Below are 17,054 nucleotides of genomic sequence, written 5' to 3'. Positions count from 1 at the left end.
ACGATCACAGATAGTCGGACAAGCTCTCGGGAACCCGCTCTCCGAGATGCGTTCAAGAGGCTGGAAACCACGGCTGCAAAAAAGTGCAATTGCAGGGGATAGAACGGACGCTTACAATAGTCGTGCAAACAAACGAACCAATGTTCTATAGGGGAGAGGATTGCATGACATATAAAGTAAGCGTCTTTCTGGCCGGTGATTCCACGGTGCAGACCTATGAGCCGGAGCATGCGCCGCAGGCGGGCTGGGGTCAATTTATCGCCGAATATTTTCCGGACGAAGTCCGCTTCGTCAACCGGGCGATCGGAGGCAGAAGCTCGAAGACGTTCGTCGGGGAAGGGCGTTTGAACGCGATCTTGGAAGAGATGCGGGAAGGCGACTATTTGTTCGTCCAGATGGGCCACAATGACTCCACGAAGAGCAGACCCGAACGATACACGGATCCTTATACCGATTATAGGTCCTATCTGAAGCTGTACATCGAAGGAGCCCGTGGCCGCGGCGCGATCCCGGTGCTGATCACGCCGGTCGGGAGACTGCATGCGGAGAATGGCGTCTTCCTGAACGATTTCCCGGATTACTGCCATGCGATGAAGCAGCTGGCCGCCGAGGAAGAGGTGTTTCTCATTGATCTGATGAGCAGGAGCCTGGATGAGTATGCGTCCGTCGGGGTTGAAGAGGCGAGAAGCTACTTCATGGTTTCGGTGAACGGTACCGACCACACGCATTTCACCGAAACGGGAGCGGAACGGATCGCGCGGCTAGTCGCGGAAGAAGTGAAGAAGCTGCCAATTGATTTGTTCCCCCGTGCTTAGGGATAAGCGACAGTGATAAAGCCTTGGTGTCCAAGGCTTTTCCTTGCGCGGGAAGGGAAATATACATATCGCTTCTATTTTTTTACATGGAATACCCTGAATTGATCGTGTATACTTTTAAAAAAATCAAAAGGTGTGAATTTATTTATAACGAAAATTGAAAGCGGTTTCTTTTGTTATCTATTTGTGGGGGTGGGGGATCTTGCTGCAGCGACTGTCCGGCTTTATGAAATCAGGGAAAAAAAATCGAAGCTTTTACCGTAAAAGCTTCATATGGTTCTTGTTGGCCGCAAGCGTTCCGGGGTTGATTATCGCCGTGTTTACCTATTGGTTCGCGGTCGGTCCCATGGAGAAAAACATCGGGGAGCTTCATCAAAACCAAATCGAAGAACGCGCGCAGAACATCGACGACCAATTCGGCTCCGTGGAGCTCGATATTTCCCATTGGGCGTTTAACCCGCGTTTCGGTTCCGGCCTGAAGGAAATGGACTTCGTGTATCAGTTCAGGGAAACCTACGATATTACCAAGACGCTCTTCATGCTTCAAGGTTCTCATCCTCTCATTAATCAAGTCCAGCTGTATATCAACGGGGTGGATCCGGTGTTGTTCCAGCCTGAATTCTACATGCTGGACGATGGAGAGCGGATTGGCGGCTTTGAACGGTTCATCGGGGAAGGCTCGAATATTTACTGGACGGATTGGCTGCCTGTCGAGGAGGACAACGCCGGGAGCATCTACAAACCGATTGTTCTCGTCCACAAAATTCCAGGGGACAGCAGCACGCCGTTCGGGGTGCTGGTTGCGGAGCTCAAACGGGATAAAGTCATGAATCTGCTCAAGACCATGACGCCTTATAATGAAGGGTCCACCATGCTGCTCGACAAGAACGGAGAGGTGCTCGTCGCGGATAATGCCGAAGAAACGGCCCTCGATGAAGCGCTCCGCGCCGAAGTGCTAAGCCGGCCCGAACCGTCGGGAACCTTCATGCTCGACCAAGGCGGAATTACGTATTCCGTTTCGTACGGAGAGCTGGCGAGGCTTTCCTCCGAATGGACGTATATTTCGGCTACGCCGATAACGGCCATCACCTCTTCGGTCATCACCCTCTCCAACACGATCTTTATCGTCAGCGTGTCGGGGCTTCTGCTTGCGCTTATTCTCTCGTGGCTGGCTTCGCGCCGGGTGTATCTGCCGGTGGAGAGGCTGCTTGGCCTATTAACCGGACATAAAAGCAAGGATCTCGAGCGCGGCATGGATGAATTCCAGTTCCTGGAGCATCAGTGGAACCAGCTGCACAATGAAAGCCTGAATCTTCGCATGAGGCTTGAGGAACAAAGAGCGCACGTTAGATCGGGTTTCCTGCTGCAGCTGCTGCAAGGGCATCTCGGCTCCTATTCGGAGAAGGATCTGAAAGCAAGGATGAAGCTGTACGGATGGGACATCGAGCAGCACCAATTCCGCATTATGCATATCCAGCTAACGGGGTACGACATCCTGACCGAGCGGTTCTCGCAAGGGGATGAAAGCCTGGTGACCTTCACGGCTTCCAATATTATCGAGGAGCTTGCGGCGCACCAATTCGAGCAATACAGCGTCATGAATTTCCATGATTTGACCGCTGCCGTGCTCGTTATGTACCCGGATGGCGAGCCGATATCCGGGCGGCTGCAGACGCTCGGGACGGATATTACGAAGGCCATCAACGGAATCATTCATATGCAGGTAACGATCACGATCAGCGCCCAGATGGAGCGGATTCAGCAAATTCCCGATATGTATATGGAAGTGGAGCGCGCGACCGGCTACCGGAAGTTCGTCAACCAGAATCAGCTGATTCATATGGAGCAGCTGCCCGCCCACAACGACGCCAGCGAGACGCATTATCCATTTGCGCTCGAACGCGATATCGTCCACGCGATGAGAGCGGGAGACAAGGACGAAGCCGAGCAGCTCGTCACCTTGTTCCTGCAGGAGGTTCTCTCCGCACGCGGCACGGAAATTCATGTTCAGCAAAGCATGCTGCAATTGTTCGGCACCATGCAGCATGCCATCCTTCAATCCGGTCTCAGTCCGCATCAGCTGTTCCGCGGGGAGAACATGTTCGGGCATCTGTCGCAAATCCGCGAGCCGGAGAAGATGCTCCGCTGGATGAAGAAGAACGTCATCGTGCCTTTCATCGAGGAGAGAGACGCGAGGGCGAACATCGAGCTGAAACGGCTCGTGGAGTCGACGATCGAATATATACATGCCCACTTTACTTCGGATATTTCGCTTGAACAATGCGCCGACTTGGTCGGCACCAACTCCTACACGCTCAGCAAATATTTCAAACAGTTTACGGGCATTAACTTCATTGATTACGTGACGGAGCTTCGAATCGGGAAAGCGAAGACGCTGCTGCGCGAGACGGATCTGAAAATCAACGATATTGCCGGGGAGGTCGGCTATCAACAACGATATTTTAACCGCATCTTCAAGAAGCAGGTAGGCATTACTCCCGGACAGTTCAGGGAGCAGGCGGAAGCGTAAAAACAAAAGAGTACCACCCCGCCAAAAAAGTTCCATAGGTACGACGAAGCCTTGATTTTCAAGGCTTTTTTCGTACAAAAATAGGCAATTGAAAGTTGTTCGGCCTGACGCGATACTTGGTCATGTAAGCGATAACATTCCGGCGCAAAAGAAGAGAAAGGGTGAGTGGATGAATACGGCGCTGCAATCTGAAATCGAAGTATCCGCCCGGCAGGGCATCCCTAAGCGGAGGCGCTGGCTGTCCAAGCTTAAAAAAGATAAGTGGCTGTACATTTTGCTGGTGCCTGGCTTGCTGTACTTCCTGGTATTCAAATATTTGCCCATGTGGGGCGTGCTGATCGCCTTTCAAAACTATCAGCCGTTCCTTGGCTTCTGGAACAGCGAATGGGTAGGGTTCGAGCACTTCCGCAACTTTTTCGCCAACCCGGACTTTTTCCGGCTGCTGCGCAACACGCTCATATTGGCCATTTACGATCTGGTGTTCTTCTTCCCGGCTCCTATTATATTGGCGCTTCTTCTGAATGAGGTGAGGCTCGCTTACTTCAAACGGATCGTCCAGACGCTGGTATACGTGCCTCACTTCGTATCGATGGTCATTGTGGCAAGCATGACGTACGTCTTCCTCACGACCTCGGGCGGCATTATTAACGAGTTAGTCGCCGCGGTGACGGGACAATCGATTAATTTCCTTGCGGATACGGACTGGTTCCGTCCGATGATCATTCTTCAGATGATGTGGAAGGATTCCGGATGGGGAACGATCATCTTCTTGGCCGCTCTCGCTTCCGTTGACATGGAGCAATACGAGGCGGCGGTCGTGGACGGCGCGAGCCGATTCCAGCGTCTCATCTATATTACGATTCCCGCGATCAGCAGCACGATCGTTATCTTATTGATCTTGCGGCTAGGCAGCTTCCTCGACAACGGCTTCGAGCAGATCTTCCTGATGACCAACTCGCTCAACCGGTCGGTCGCGGACGTCTTCGATACGTACGTCTACTTCGTCGGGATCACGCAGGGAGCGTTCAGCTACAGCACCGCCATCGGATTGTTCAAATCGGTCGTCGGCATTCTGCTGATCTACGGCAGCAATCGTCTCGCCAAACGTTTTGGACAAGAAGGCATTTTCTAATTAGAGGAGGTGAAGGAGAATGAACAGCAGCAAACATGACTCGATCGGCGAGAAGCTGTTCGACGGATTGAACTACTTGTTTCTTGGACTTCTGGCGCTGGTGACGGTGCTGCCGTTTATCTACATTATCGCGGGATCGTTTGCGACGGAAGTAGAATTGATGGAACGGGAATTTTTTATCTTTCCGCGGGACCCGTCCTTCTCCGCCTACCAATATATTTTCTCGACGGATACGGTATCCCGAAGCATGATCAACTCGGTCATCATAACGATAGCCGGCACGATCGCTAATCTGGCGTTCACGTTCACGATGGCTTACGCGCTTTCCCGCAAAGACTTGATGGGACGCAACGTCATCATGAATCTGGTCGTCTTCTCCATGCTGTTCAGCGGCGGGATGATTCCGGGTTACTTGGTCGTGAAGGAGCTCGGGCTGCTCGACACGTACGCCGCCGTTATTCTGCCGGGCGCGATCAGCGCGTTCAATATGATCATTATCAAAAACTTCTTCCAGGAGCTTCCGCCGGGACTCGAGGAATCGGCCCGGATCGACGGGTGTACCGACCTTGGGGTGCTGTGGCGCATCGTGCTTCCGCTGTCGAAGCCGATCATCGCGACGTTCGGCCTGTTCTACGCGGTGGGCCACTGGAACAACTTTTTCTCCGCATTGCTGTTCCTGAACGACCATATGAAATGGCCGCTGCAGGTCATTCTGAGGGAGATCGTCATGCTATCGCAGATGGCGGCGGGCGATATGGGCGCCATGGATCCGAATTTCGTGGAGCCGCCGGATCAATCGGTGAAGATGGCGGTTATCGTCGTCGGCACGCTTCCCATTCTTCTCGTCTATCCGTTCCTGCAGAAGCACTTCGCCAAAGGCGTGCTGCTAGGCTCCATCAAAGGGTAGATCATCACGTTCGTGATATCTATATAGATGCATCGATTCATCTATTCATAAAGAGGAGGGCATTTCATGAAAAAAGAAAAATCAGGGTTAAGAAAAAACTTGGCGTTCCTCGTCTTGTCGTCGGTGCTGCTGCTGTCGGCCTGCTCGGGCGGCAACGAAGGCTCGGAAGGGAACAAGGAAAGCACGCCGCCGCAGAGCACGCAGAATACCGGGACCGAGACCGATGGCGGAGAGAAGCAAGAAGAGCCTTATAAGATCAGCATCATGATGCAGTCCTTCGATACCAATCTTCCGAATGCCGACAGTCCGGTCATCAAGAAGCTCGAGGAGTACACGAATACGGATGTGGACATTCAGTTCGTCCCGAACAGCTCTTACCCTGATAAAGTGAACATTACGCTTGCATCCGGCCAGCTGCCGAGCATTATGGTCGTGGACAAGACGCCAAGCTTCATCAGCGCGGCTCGCGCCGGCGCATTCTGGGAATTGGGGCCATACCTCAAGGACTACCCGAATTTGAGCATGGCTAACGACATCGTGCTGAACAACTCCTCCATCGACGGCAAAAATTACGGCATTTACCGCGAGCGCGTTCTTGGACGGATGGGGGTTACGCTCAATAAAGTGTGGATGGATAACCTCGGCTTGCAGCCGCCTAAGACGATCGACGAGTTCTACAATGTTCTGAAGGCGTTCAAGGAACAGGATCCGGACCAAGATGGCAAGGACGATACTTATGGCGTCGTTATTACGAAATACGCGGGGCCTTGGGACATCATGCAAGTATGGTTCGGCGCGCCGAACGGCTGGGGCGACGACGGAAGCGGCAATCTGGTGCCGACGCACATGACGCCGGAATATCGGGAAGCGCTGAAGTTTTTCCGCAAGCTGTACGAGGAAGGGCTCGTCAACGAAGACTTCGCGGTCATGGATTCGGCCGTATGGAACGATCCGTTCGTGAACGGCGAAGCCGGCGTATTCGTGGATGTGGCGGATAACGCCCGCCGCCTCAACAGCCCTATGCAGGAGAAGGAGCCGAGAGACACCTCCTACACCAACGTATTCCAGGCGCCAGTCGGTCCGAAGGGACATCGGGATATGCCGACAACGGGCTATGCGGGCATGCTCGCGATCTCGAAATCCGCGGTGAAGACGGAGGAAGAGCTGAAGAAAGTGCTTGCTTTCATCGATAAGCTAGGCGACGTGGAAATGCAAATGCTGCTTGGATACGGCTTGGAAGGCACGCACTACGACATGGTCGACGGCTACATCGTGCCTAAGGAAAATCTAGATCCCGGCGTGCTGCAGCAATACAATGGCCTAAATCAAATGCTCACGTTCATCGGACCGGATACGCCGACGCTGGAGCAAACGGAGATCAACAACATGATCGCCGAGGTTCAGGCAGCCAACGAGAAGATCGTTGTCGCCAATCCGGCGCAGCCGCTCGTATCCGAAGTGTACGCTCAGAAAGGGCAGCAGCTGGACAACATCATCGCGGACGCGCGGATTCAATACATCGTCGGCCAGATCGACGACGCCGGACTGGACGCGGCTGTCAAGCTGTGGAGAGAAACCGGCGGAGACGATTATATCGAGGAGATCAACAGGCTCTATAAGGAATCTCAGAAGTAGGTAAGAGGACGATAGACAGTGCCGCGAGCGTATCGCCGCACTGTCTATTGCTTCATTGGAGGCGAATAACGATGACAAAACGCGATGCAGGTTCTGCTCTCATTCAAACATTAGACATCAGCCAAGCCGGTCTGCGAACCAAAATGCTCCTCGGAGACCTCGACGGAGACGGCCGTATGGAAATCGTCATGGTGCAGCCGGACGGAGGAATCGATGATCGGTATGTTCCTCATCAGGTGCAATGCATGACCGCTTTCGATCTGGACGGCAACGTGCTGTGGCAGGTCGGCACGCCCGATCCGAATTGCGGCGGGCCGGGCTCCGATTATCCGGCCCAGCTCTATGACATTGACGGCGACGGACGCTGCGAGGTGCTGTGCGTCATGAATAAGCGCTTCTTCATCTTGGATGGGAGAACGGGGCAAGAGAAGCGCTCCTTCGAATTGCCGTCGGAGCTCGCGCACGATTGCATCATCATCGCCAATCTAAGCGGCGGATCGTATGCGGCGGATATCATTTTGAAGGACCGTTACAGGACGCTCTGGGCATTGGACCGAGACTTCAATCTCTTATGGACGCATCAAGGCAATCCGGGCCATTTTCCTTGGGTGTACGACTTCGACGGAGACGGCCGCGACGAAGTGATGGCGGGCTATGACCTGCTTGATCATGACGGAAAGAAGCTGTGGTCGGCCAAGGATTTAGACGATCACGCGGATTACATCTGGGTCGGCGACGTGAACGCGGACGGAGAAGAGGAGATCGTCATCGGCGGCAGCGTGACCGTCATGTATGATGCGCGGGGCAACGAGCTATGGCGTTATGAGGATTCGATCGAATCCCAGCATGTCGCGCTGGGCAAATTCCGGAATGATATGCCGGGGCTGCAAATCGCCGGGCTCGACCGGATCCGGCGCGGTGATACCGGAGGCGGCTTCTCCGACCAAGGCAAGGACGGGTTGTTCCTGCTCGACGCGCAAGGGCGAGAAGTGTGGAAGGAAGACCGGCAAACAAGCGGATGGCTGACGATTATCGAGACGCTCCCGAATTGGGATGACGGTCCGCTCGACTATATATTGGCGTATCGCCGCGGAGGCGGCATCCATCCGACGCTGTACGACGGACATCTGAACGCGGCTGTGACCTTCCCGGCGGATGGTTATGTCGCGCATGCGGACTTGGTTGGCTCGGGCAAGGAGCAGGTGCTCATTTATAACCAAAACGAGGTTCGAATCTTTGCGAGCGGTCCGATGGAGCTGAAGCCCCGCCGGCCGTGGGCTCCGCTGACGCAGCCGAAGAGGCTGTACAGCTCCACGCTGTACCCCGGAGGAGAGTACCGCTAAGGAGGGAGAGGAGGGAAAAACATGGGCATTGCAGAGGAGATTGAGCTTGGGGAGCTGTTGTACGCGAATCCTCTAAGGCATGAGGCCGATGCCCGGGCATTCGTAATGGAAGGGGACGGGGCGGCGAGCTTCCCGCTCGGACGAATGAGGCTGGAGAGCATAAGAGATCCGAAGGAGGGGCAAGCCGCGAATATCGTGTATTGGTGCAAGGAGACGTTCCCCGACGATATCGCGATCCGTTTTAACTTTTGGCCGATTCGGCAGCCCGGGCTTTGCATCTTGTTCTTCTCGGCGGCAGGAAGAGGAGGGGAAGACTTGTTCGACCCCGCGCTTCTTCCGAGAAACGGCATTTATGATCAGTATCATCATGGCGACATCAACGCCTACCACATCTCGTATTTCCGCAAAAGCTACGCGTCCGAGCGCCGGTTCCAGACCTGCAATCTGCGCAAAAGCTATGGCTTTCATCTTACAGCCCAAGGCGCGGACCCCATTCCGTCCATCGCGGACTGCGATCCGCCTTATCGGATTCAGGTGGTCAAGAGCGGTCCGGTCATCCGGTTCTCGATCGACGGTCTTCCGCTCTTCCAGTACATGGACGACGGAGAGACGTACGGACCGGTGCTGGGCGGCGGGAAAATCGGGTTTCGGCAGATGGCGCCGATGATCGCGGAATATTCCGAGCTTGAGGTGTATTCGTTAAAAAGCTTGCAAGGGAGATGATCGAGAATGAGCGCAAACGCCAACGGAATGGCGGCAACTCCGTCTCTGTCGTGGCTTGAAGGAAAGCCGGCTTGGCCAGCGGGCGTCACCTGGGGCGTGCCGTGGAAGCAAGGGGAACTGGACCGAAATACGCCGCTTAAGCTGTGCGGGAACGATGGAGCAAGCGTTCCGGTGCAAAGCTGGCCGACGGCTTATTGGCCGGACGGCAGCGTGAAATGGACGGCGCATGCGGCATCCTTCCACTCGGAGCCGGTGGACAACTATTCGCTGGAGCCCGGGGCGGCCGCGCCGGCTGACGCGAGCTTGTCCGTGAAGGAAGCCGACGAATATATCGAGGTTGATACCGGGGCTGTCGTCTGCCGGTTCAATCGTTCCGGCCCGTCGGTCATACGAGAGCTTTCGAGAGACGGGAGGAAGCTATGCGCGGAAGGCAGGCTGGTCGCGATGCGCGAGGAACGCCATTACACATCGGGCAGAAACACGATCGTGGAAGAAACGCTGCAGAGCATCGTGGAGAGTACGAAGGTAGAACAAAAGGGGCCCATTCGTGCGGTCGTCAAAATCCAGGGTCGGCATCAATCGACCGCAGGCGGGCGCAGGTGGCTTCCCTTTACGCTGCGTTTTGTTTTTTATGCGCGGCAAGCATCGATCCGCATCGTTCATACGTTGTTGTACGACGGGAACCCCCACCAGGATTTCCTGAAAGGATTAGGCATTCGTTTCACTATTCCGATGAAAGGGCCGCTCTATAACCGCCATCTGCGGATGGCCGGAGATACGGGCTGGTTCAGCGAATCGCCCAAAGGACTGATGACGTTTCGTTTGCCTGACAGACAGCGCGAGCTGTATGAGCAGCAGACCGCGGGATCATTCCTTTCCCTCGACTCGGATCAAGATGCCGGCTTAAGGTCGCTGCTCGACGATTCCCCGGAATGGGGAGATTTCAAGCTGACCCAGATCTCCTCCGATTCCTATATGATCCAGAAGCGGACGAAGGAAGGCTGCGGCTGGATCCACTCCGTGTCCGGAAGCAGAGCGGGCGGACTGCTGTACACCGGCGGCGAAGAAGGCGGGCTCGCGATAGGCGTGCGCCGGTTCTGGGAGAAGTTCCCTACCGGTTTGGAAGCGGCTGGCTTGACGGGGGAGGAAGCGGCCATTACCGCTTGGTTCTGGTCGCCGGACGCCCCGGCCATGGATCTGAGGCATTACGATACCGAAACGCATGTGATCTCCTGTTATGAAGGCGCGGATGAGCTTCGCAGCACGCCGTACGGAGTCGGCAATACGAGCGAGCTCATGCTGTGGTGCTGCGAAAGCACGCCGAACCACGACACGCTGGACGCCATGGTACGGGAGAAGGAGTCTCCTCCGCTGCTCGTCTGCGAGCCGGCCCGTTATCACGAGACAAGGGCGCTCGGCTTCTGGAGCCTGCCCGATCGCTCCACGCCCGTGAAATCGCAGCTCGAAGATACGCTGGATCAGTTGATCGGCTTCTATCAGGAGGAGATCGAGCAGCGGCGCTGGTACGGGTTCTGGGATTATGGAGACGTGATGCACAGCTACGACCCGGTGCGCCATACTTGGAAGTACGATATCGGCGGCTGCGCTTGGCAAAATACGGAGCTGGCGCCGAATATCTGGTTATGGTATATGTTTCTCCGCTCGGGGCGGGCGGATATATTCCGGCTGGCGGAAGCGATGACCCGCCATACGAGCGAGGTGGACGTCTACCACATCGGCGAGTATGCCGGCCTCGGTTCCAGGCATAACGTGCTGCACTGGGGCTGCGGCTGCAAGGAAGCGCGGATCGGCATGGCGGGGCTTCATAAATTTTATTACTATTTAACGGCAGACGAACGCATCATGGACATCATGGACGAGGCAAAGGATTCGGACTATGCGACGCTTCGCCTGGATCCGATGCGGGCTTATTTCGCCAAGGACGAATTTCCGACGCACACGCGTAGCGGACCGGATTGGGCCGCCTTCTGCTCGAACTGGCTGGCGCATTGGGAACGGTACGAGGATACGTCCTATCGGGATAAGATGCTTAGAGGAATCGAGTGCCTAAAGGGCATGCCGAACCGTCTGCTGACCGGTCCCGTCTTCGGCTATGAGCCGAAAACCGGAGAGCTTCTCTTCATGGGGCACGAAAATTACGGGCATCACCTGATGATCTGCATGGGCGGCGCGCAGGTCTGGACCGAGATGGCGTATCTGCTGCAGGATCCCGAGTGGGACGCGATGCTGGCGGAGTACGGGGAGTTCTACAACCTGCCGAAGGAAGAGAAGATCCGCCGCACTTCCGGCGCGCTGCAAGGCAAGGATTGGAACATCCCGATGCTGTCGACGGCCATGATGGCCTTCTCGGCCAGCCGGATGAACAACGGGGAGCTCGCCAAGCAGGCATGGGACTATCTGCTGCGAAGTCCCTATAATTGGAGCGTGGAGATTCCGCTCGAGACGCGGGAGGTGCCGCGCCAGGAATTTGTCCGGAGCATACGAGAAATTCCGTGGATTTCGACCAATACGGTCTCTCAATGGTCGATTAACACTATCGTTTGCTTGGAAATGATCGGGGAGCATTTGCCGGTAACCATCATGCCGCAAGAGGAGGTCAATAGCCCATGATGCAGCTCGAATTTTTGGACCGGGGATTGGTGGCCGTATGGACGACGGAAGGCGCGTTCTTAAGCTGGCGACTGCTCGGGAACGAAGCGGCCGGCTATTCCGAGCATGGCCTGACCGGAACCGATTTCCATGTTTATCGGGACGGAATCCGAATTGCATCCGTGAACGACAGCACGAACTATTTGGACCGCAGCGGAACGAAGTCCTCGGCATATGCGGTATGTGCCGTTAGGGATGGGCAGGAGCAGGAACGAAGCGCAGCCGTCGCTCCTTGGCAGGATGGCTATTGCGAGATTCCGCTGCGGAAGCCCGCGGACGGCGTCACGCCGAAGGGAGAGGCCTACACCTATTCCGCGAACGACATGAGCGTCGGGGATGTAGACGGCGACGGACAATACGAGTTCTTCGTGAAATGGGATCCGTCGAATGCCAAGGACAATTCCCATTCCGGCTACACGGGGCCCGTCTACATCGACTGCTATAAGCTTGACGGCACGCTGCTCTATCGCGTGGATCTTGGCGTCAATATTCGCGCCGGCGCTCATTATACGCAGTTTCTGGTGTACGACTTCGACGGCGACGGCCGCGCGGAGCTCATGATGAAGACGGCTCCGGGAACGAAGACGATTCGGTTCGACGAGCAGGGCGAGGCGGCATCGGAGACGTTTATTACAATGCTGCCTGAGGATGAGGCCGAAGGGTATTCCCATCATGACGATTATCGATTAAGCAGCGCAGGCTATTATGAGCATATCGTCCGGCTGTTCATGGGCTGGCATCAGCATGAAGAAGTAACGGCCGGCCATTGGCCGGCATCCTTGGAGGAGTGCTTCGGGATCGGGAAGAAGTACGACTCCCCCTTGTCTCGCGAGGATGCGGAGAAGCTGGTCGACTATCTGTTCGACGACTACGCTCCAAGCCGAAGCAGCCGCAATAATCTGCGGGCGATCGAGGGCTTCGTGCTGGACGGTCCGGAATATTTGACCGTGTTCCGCGGCGGTACAGGGGAAGAGCTGGAGACGATCCGCTATAAGCCCGGGCGTCACGACGACGGGCTCATGTGGGGCGATTATTCGTGGAATCGCATCGAGCCGGGCAATCGGGTCGACCGCTTCCTGGCGGGTGTCGCCTATCTGGACGGCCGGAAGCCTTCCGCCGTATTTGCCAGAGGCTACTACACCCGGTCAACGGCCGTCGCTTATTCATGGGATGGCAGACAGCTGCAGGAGCAGTGGTTCGTAGACAGCGGCTGGGTGACGATGAACAATCCCTTCCATGACACGCTTCATATGCAGGACGGACGTGATGAACAGTTCGGCACGCTCGCCAGGCAGGGCGCGCATTCCTTAAGCGTGGCGGACGTCGACGGCGATGGCTGTCAGGAAATCATCTACGGTGCGGCGACGATCGATCATGACGGGACGATTCTGTACAGCTCCGCAGCTCCTATGCCCGAAGGCAGCAGGTCGCCAGGCAGGACGGTTAAGCTGGGTCATGGCGATGCGCTGCATGTGGCGAACATTGACCCGGACCGCCCGGGCCTCGAAATCTTCATGGTGCATGAAGGCGGGGCTAGCGTGCCGTGCGGATATACGCTGCGGGATGCCAAGACCGGCGAGGTTCTGTTCGGCGCTCCGGCGGACGGCGACGTAGGGCGCGGCATGGTTGGCCAAGTGGACCCGGCGTGCCGCGGCTTGCAGACTTGGTCGAGCGAGGACATACATAGCGAGCAATCGTTCGGCTTGCAGACGGCAAAAGGGGAGCAGATTGACCGGAAGGTTCCCGGCACCAACATGAACATCCGATGGGCGGCCGACATGACCACCCAAATCATCAGCGGCTCCTTCGATCAGCCGGTCGTGATCAACGATTGGAAGAGAGGCAGGCTGCTGTCGGCCGAGGGCTGCCGTTCCAACAACGGCACGAAGGGAAATCCTTGCCTCGTGGCGGATATTTTTGGCGACTGGAGAGAGGAGCTCCTGGTGCGGACGGCGGACAGCTCCGCCATTCGCATCTACGTCAGCACGGAGGTCACCGACCGCAAGCTGTATACGCTCATGCACGACGCGCAATATCGGGTCGGCGTCGCTTGGCAGAACGTCGTGTATAACCAGCCTTGTTATCCGAGCTTTTACTTAGCGTCGGATATCGACTGGGCGGAGGTGCCCCTACCGCGGTATGATGCGCCGCAAGCTCAAGCAAAGCGGGAGGAAGGTTTGTTCGTGGAATAAGATGATGAAGCGAAGAGGCTGTCGCGTGACAGCCTCTTCGTTGTGCCGTTCGGCATGTGAAAATTCGTATAGATAGCCTTCAGGAGCGCTCAATCCTTCATCCGTGTCCATCCGTTGGATGGAACCATTCAAGAAGCCGCTGGCGGAACACTCTCGCCGGAACGTTCAGCACCCGGTCTCTGTGACGAATAAGGCCATGCGTAAGGACCGAAGGCTCCTGCAGGGGAATTCGGACGATGGTTCCTTCGGCTAGTTCTCTCTCCATCGTAATTTCGGGCATGTAAGCGACACCGGCCCCGTAAGAAATCATTTGCCGTATCAGCTCCGTGCTGGGGAGTTCCGCCGTCCGTGCATCCAGAGGCATTCCTAATTCAAGAAGCAGCTTCTGTCCGTCCGTATGATAAACGCAGCGATTGCCGAAGCCTATGATCTGCAGTCCGGTGAAGCTAGAAAATCCTTTATCGTTCAGCTGCGCCCCTAATCCGGCGGAAGACACCAGCGCCATCCGTTCAACGACCAGCGGTTCAAACTCGATATCGTCACGGGACGGATCCTTCGGCACAATTCCGAAATCGACGGCATGAGACAGCACCTGTTCCACGATATCTCCTTGAAAGCCTGTGGCGAGATGCAGGGAGATTCCGGGGAATTCCGCCAAGAACGGCTCAAGAAATCCGGAAAACCGAGTCACGCAGAAGGACTCCAGCGCGCTTACTCTCACAATTCCTTGCGGCTCCTCCATGCTCCCAAGCGCCTCTTCCAGCGATCGGCCCAATTGCACGAACTGTCTTGCGTATACGGCGAGCCTCTCGCCGGCATCCGTCGCTTGCACCCCCCGCGCCAGTCTGTGAAACAGCTTCTGCTTGCAGGTTTGCTCCAGCAGTTGGATTTGGGACGTAACCGTTGATTGGACATAACCGAGTTTGTCCGCCGCGCGGCTGAAGCTTCCTTCCTCAAGCACCGCGAGGAAGGTAACGAGATAACGGCCGTCCAGCTTTTCCAGCATGCTCATGCCTCCTATGTATTCGATATTCCGATACCTTCCATCGTATATATTCGTTTCTCAAATCGATAATGCGATGATAGCATAAAGTTCGAAAACAATAAATGAAAGAAATGGAGATGAGACCATGAGAAAAAGAGGCTTTCGGCTCGGAATCTACGTGTTCAAGGATGCGGAGATCATCGACTACGCCGCGCCGTACGGCGTCCTATCCGTGGCCCGCAGGCTTGATCCGGAGCTGGACGCATTCTTGGTGGCGGAATCGCTCCGTCCCGTACAGACGCAGGCCGGTCTAACGGTCCTGCCCCAATACAGCTTTGCGGAGGAGCCCGACATGGACGCTTACTTGATCCCGGGCGGGTTCGGGACGCGGCAAGAAATGAATAACGGGCGGTTGCACCGCTACATCCGCTCCTTGCCGGAGTCATGCCTGCTTGTCAGCGTCTGCACCGGTTCATGGGTTTACGGCCGGATGGGACTGCTCGATGGCTTAGCGGCGACCAACCGGAAGGAGCCGGATCGCTTGGAGGCTTCGGGTATGGGAATGGTCCCCATCGATCGACTCGCGGAAATCGCGCCAGCCTGCCGAATCAGCCGGGCGAGGGTGGTGGACAGCGGGCGGGTCATAACCGCGGGAGGCATAGCGTCCGGGATGGAGCTGGGCTTCCATCTTCTCCGCAGAGCGGGGTATGAAGAAGCGTTCATTGCCGACGTGGCCCGGATTATGGAATACGACCGCGCTTACGAGGTCTATCGGACCGACTTCGAGGAGGCCTGAAGGCTATGACATCGGTTTATCATTCGGGCGAACTGGCTGTGCAGCGACTGGCTCGAGCCGAAGCGGCCGCCGAGCAAAACGGGAGAAGCATTCGGGATGCGATACCGAAAGGAGTCGCCGCATTCTTAACTACGCTATCCTTTGTCATCGTCTCGTCCGCTGATGCCGACGGGAATGTATGGTGTTCGATGATAACGGGAAATCCAGGCTTCTTACATGCGTTAGACGAACGAACGATCGACATCCTTTATGCATCTGCTCTAAGCGATCCGCTGTATGAAAACCTGAGGACGGATCGGAATATCGGCTTGCTTGCGATTGATCTAGAGAAGAGAGTTCGGGTTCGCATTAATGGGACGGCCGCTCTCATAGACGGAGGATTACGAATTCGGGCGGCAGAGGTTTACGGCAACTGCCCGAAGTATATCCAGAAACGGAGATTGCGCCATCGGCCGGATCATCGAAGCTCGGAGCAGACGGTTTATCGCAGCGATAAGCTGAGCTCGGAGCAAATGGAATGGATTCGACGCTCGGACACGTTCTTCATCGGCAGCCGAAGCAAGGAGGGGAAGACGGATGCTTCCCATCGCGGAGGAGCGCCGGGATTTGTCCGATTTTCGGATGATCGCACGCTCGTGTTCCCCGATTATTACGGAAATTCGATGTTTAATACGCTGGGGAACATCTATAGCCAGCCGAATGCAGGGCTGTTGTTTATCGATTTCGACAGCGGGCACACTCTGCAGTTAACCGGCCACTGCGAAATCGTATGGAACGAGGAGCAAATAAAGCCATTTCCTCATGCCGAACGGTTAGTCCGTTTCGATATTACTGAAGTGCAGCACACCGCAGCCGATAGCAAGCTTTATTGGGAGCTTCTCGAATAATCGCTGGCTGCTGTTCAACTAAAAGGAGGCAGGGTTATGACGGCCAACAAATATTTAATCGTCATTCAATCGAATCAGCATGATGTGGGGAAAGCGGTTCACGGGTTGTTGTATGGAGATGAGCTTCACGACGCAGGGTTCGAGGTAGAGATCGTATTCGACGGGCTGGGTACGCAGTGGCCCGAGGCGTTCAACCAATTGGAGCATCCGTTCCATCCCCTGTTCAAAAAAGTGATGAAAAAGGGGATCATAAAAGGCGGGTGTCAGGCTTGCTCGACGTTCTTCGATGTCGGCGAGCAAGTCGAGAACGCCGGATTGGCTCTGGTCGGGAATGAAGCGACAGGCGGCCATATTCCGTTCGTCCGCTATATGAAGGACGGGTTCGTGCCGATCGTTCTGTAGTTGTTTAATAAGTTATAGACAAGACCGTGGTTTGCCG

The 17,054-nt window shown here is 55.8% G+C and carries 13 protein-coding genes; 12 read left to right on the top strand and 1 reads right to left on the bottom strand.

The genetic code is table 11. From position 1 onward, the window contains the following. Positions 1-164 precede the first annotated feature (164 nt). The 9 genes from NQZ67_RS17325 to NQZ67_RS17285 all read left to right on the top strand — a co-directional run bounded on the left by NQZ67_RS17325 (position 165) and on the right by NQZ67_RS17285 (position 13,947). Complete coding sequence (locus NQZ67_RS17325; RefSeq protein ID WP_257448340.1) at positions 165-815, top strand: rhamnogalacturonan acetylesterase; 651 nt, start codon at positions 165-167, stop codon at positions 813-815. 202 nt (positions 816-1,017) lie between these two features. Next, entirely contained in the window at positions 1,018-3,345 is a 2,328-nt protein-coding gene (locus tag NQZ67_RS17320) for an AraC family transcriptional regulator (RefSeq protein WP_257448338.1), read from the top strand. A 169-nt stretch (positions 3,346-3,514) separates the two neighbouring features. Next, positions 3,515-4,477, top strand: a complete 963-nt coding sequence (locus NQZ67_RS17315) for an ABC transporter permease (RefSeq protein WP_257448336.1) — start codon at positions 3,515-3,517, stop codon at positions 4,475-4,477. 19 nt (positions 4,478-4,496) lie between these two features. Further along, positions 4,497-5,384, top strand: a complete 888-nt coding sequence (locus NQZ67_RS17310; RefSeq protein ID WP_257448334.1) for a carbohydrate ABC transporter permease — start codon at positions 4,497-4,499, stop codon at positions 5,382-5,384. A 66-nt stretch (positions 5,385-5,450) separates the two neighbouring features. Continuing rightward, positions 5,451-7,019 carry an extracellular solute-binding protein gene (locus NQZ67_RS17305; RefSeq protein ID WP_257448332.1) on the top strand — a complete coding sequence of 523 codons (1,569 nt, stop codon included), beginning with the start codon at positions 5,451-5,453 and terminating at the stop codon, positions 7,017-7,019. A 71-nt stretch (positions 7,020-7,090) separates the two neighbouring features. Further along, positions 7,091-8,362, top strand: coding sequence for a rhamnogalacturonan lyase family protein (locus NQZ67_RS17300; protein WP_257448330.1), 1,272 nt, complete (start codon positions 7,091-7,093; stop codon positions 8,360-8,362). Between the two features lie 21 nt (positions 8,363-8,383). After that, a complete protein-coding gene (locus NQZ67_RS17295) occupies positions 8,384-9,085 on the top strand; it encodes a DUF1961 family protein (protein WP_257448328.1) in 702 nt (233 codons plus the stop codon). A 6-nt stretch (positions 9,086-9,091) separates the two neighbouring features. Then, entirely contained in the window at positions 9,092-11,716 is a 2,625-nt protein-coding gene (locus NQZ67_RS17290; RefSeq protein WP_371825320.1) for an exo-rhamnogalacturonan lyase family protein, read from the top strand. Beyond that, the gene (locus NQZ67_RS17285; protein WP_257448326.1) at positions 11,713-13,947 is read left to right on the top strand and encodes a rhamnogalacturonan lyase; all 2,235 of its coding nucleotides are present in this window, start codon (positions 11,713-11,715) and stop codon (positions 13,945-13,947) included. The genes NQZ67_RS17290 and NQZ67_RS17285 overlap by 4 nt, the downstream gene beginning before the upstream one ends. 97 nt (positions 13,948-14,044) lie before the next feature. Here NQZ67_RS17285 and NQZ67_RS17280 read toward each other — a convergent pair whose 3' ends face one another. Beyond that, positions 14,045-14,953: a LysR family transcriptional regulator gene (locus tag NQZ67_RS17280; protein WP_257448324.1), complete on the bottom strand. Its 909-nt coding sequence runs from the start codon at positions 14,951-14,953 to the stop codon at positions 14,045-14,047. 124 nt (positions 14,954-15,077) lie between these two features. Between NQZ67_RS17280 and NQZ67_RS17275 the strand changes: the two genes are divergently transcribed. From NQZ67_RS17275 to NQZ67_RS17265, 3 genes are read left to right on the top strand one after another with little or no spacing between them, the layout of a single operon-like run. Further along, the gene (locus NQZ67_RS17275; protein WP_257448322.1) at positions 15,078-15,728 is read left to right on the top strand and encodes a DJ-1/PfpI family protein; all 651 of its coding nucleotides are present in this window, start codon (positions 15,078-15,080) and stop codon (positions 15,726-15,728) included. Between the two features lie 5 nt (positions 15,729-15,733). Next, a complete protein-coding gene (locus NQZ67_RS17270; protein WP_257448320.1) occupies positions 15,734-16,615 on the top strand; it encodes a pyridoxamine 5'-phosphate oxidase family protein in 882 nt (293 codons plus the stop codon). A gap of 36 nt (positions 16,616-16,651) precedes the next feature. Next, positions 16,652-17,017 carry a hypothetical protein gene (locus tag NQZ67_RS17265; RefSeq protein WP_257448318.1) on the top strand — a complete coding sequence of 122 codons (366 nt, stop codon included), beginning with the start codon at positions 16,652-16,654 and terminating at the stop codon, positions 17,015-17,017. Positions 17,018-17,054: the final 37 nt, after the last annotated feature.

Origin of the sequence: Paenibacillus soyae (assembly GCF_024623455.1) — a bacterium.
Taxonomy (GTDB): Bacteria; Bacillota; Bacilli; order Paenibacillales; family Paenibacillaceae; genus Pristimantibacillus; species Pristimantibacillus soyae.
This window is presented reverse-complemented; position numbering and strand designations above follow the sequence as displayed.

What these genes read in the sequence shown, in the direction of transcription:
- NQZ67_RS17325 (WP_257448340.1), top strand. Translation starts at nt 165, where the DNA reads ATGACATATAAAGTAAGCGTCTTTCTGGCCGGTGATTCCACGGTGCAG.
- NQZ67_RS17315 (WP_257448336.1), top strand. Translation starts at nt 3,515, where the DNA reads ATGAATACGGCGCTGCAATCTGAAATCGAAGTATCCGCCCGGCAGGGC.
- NQZ67_RS17310 (WP_257448334.1), top strand. Translation starts at nt 4,497, where the DNA reads ATGAACAGCAGCAAACATGACTCGATCGGCGAGAAGCTGTTCGACGGA.
- NQZ67_RS17305 (WP_257448332.1), top strand. Translation starts at nt 5,451, where the DNA reads ATGAAAAAAGAAAAATCAGGGTTAAGAAAAAACTTGGCGTTCCTCGTC.
- NQZ67_RS17300 (WP_257448330.1), top strand. Translation starts at nt 7,091, where the DNA reads ATGACAAAACGCGATGCAGGTTCTGCTCTCATTCAAACATTAGACATC.
- NQZ67_RS17295 (WP_257448328.1), top strand. Translation starts at nt 8,384, where the DNA reads ATGGGCATTGCAGAGGAGATTGAGCTTGGGGAGCTGTTGTACGCGAAT.
- NQZ67_RS17290 (WP_371825320.1), top strand. Translation starts at nt 9,092, where the DNA reads ATGAGCGCAAACGCCAACGGAATGGCGGCAACTCCGTCTCTGTCGTGG.
- NQZ67_RS17285 (WP_257448326.1), top strand. Translation starts at nt 11,713, where the DNA reads ATGATGCAGCTCGAATTTTTGGACCGGGGATTGGTGGCCGTATGGACG.
- NQZ67_RS17280 (WP_257448324.1), bottom strand. Translation starts at nt 14,953, where the DNA reads ATGCTGGAAAAGCTGGACGGCCGTTATCTCGTTACCTTCCTCGCGGTG.
- NQZ67_RS17275 (WP_257448322.1), top strand. Translation starts at nt 15,078, where the DNA reads ATGAGAAAAAGAGGCTTTCGGCTCGGAATCTACGTGTTCAAGGATGCG.
- NQZ67_RS17270 (WP_257448320.1), top strand. Translation starts at nt 15,734, where the DNA reads ATGACATCGGTTTATCATTCGGGCGAACTGGCTGTGCAGCGACTGGCT.
- NQZ67_RS17265 (WP_257448318.1), top strand. Translation starts at nt 16,652, where the DNA reads ATGACGGCCAACAAATATTTAATCGTCATTCAATCGAATCAGCATGAT.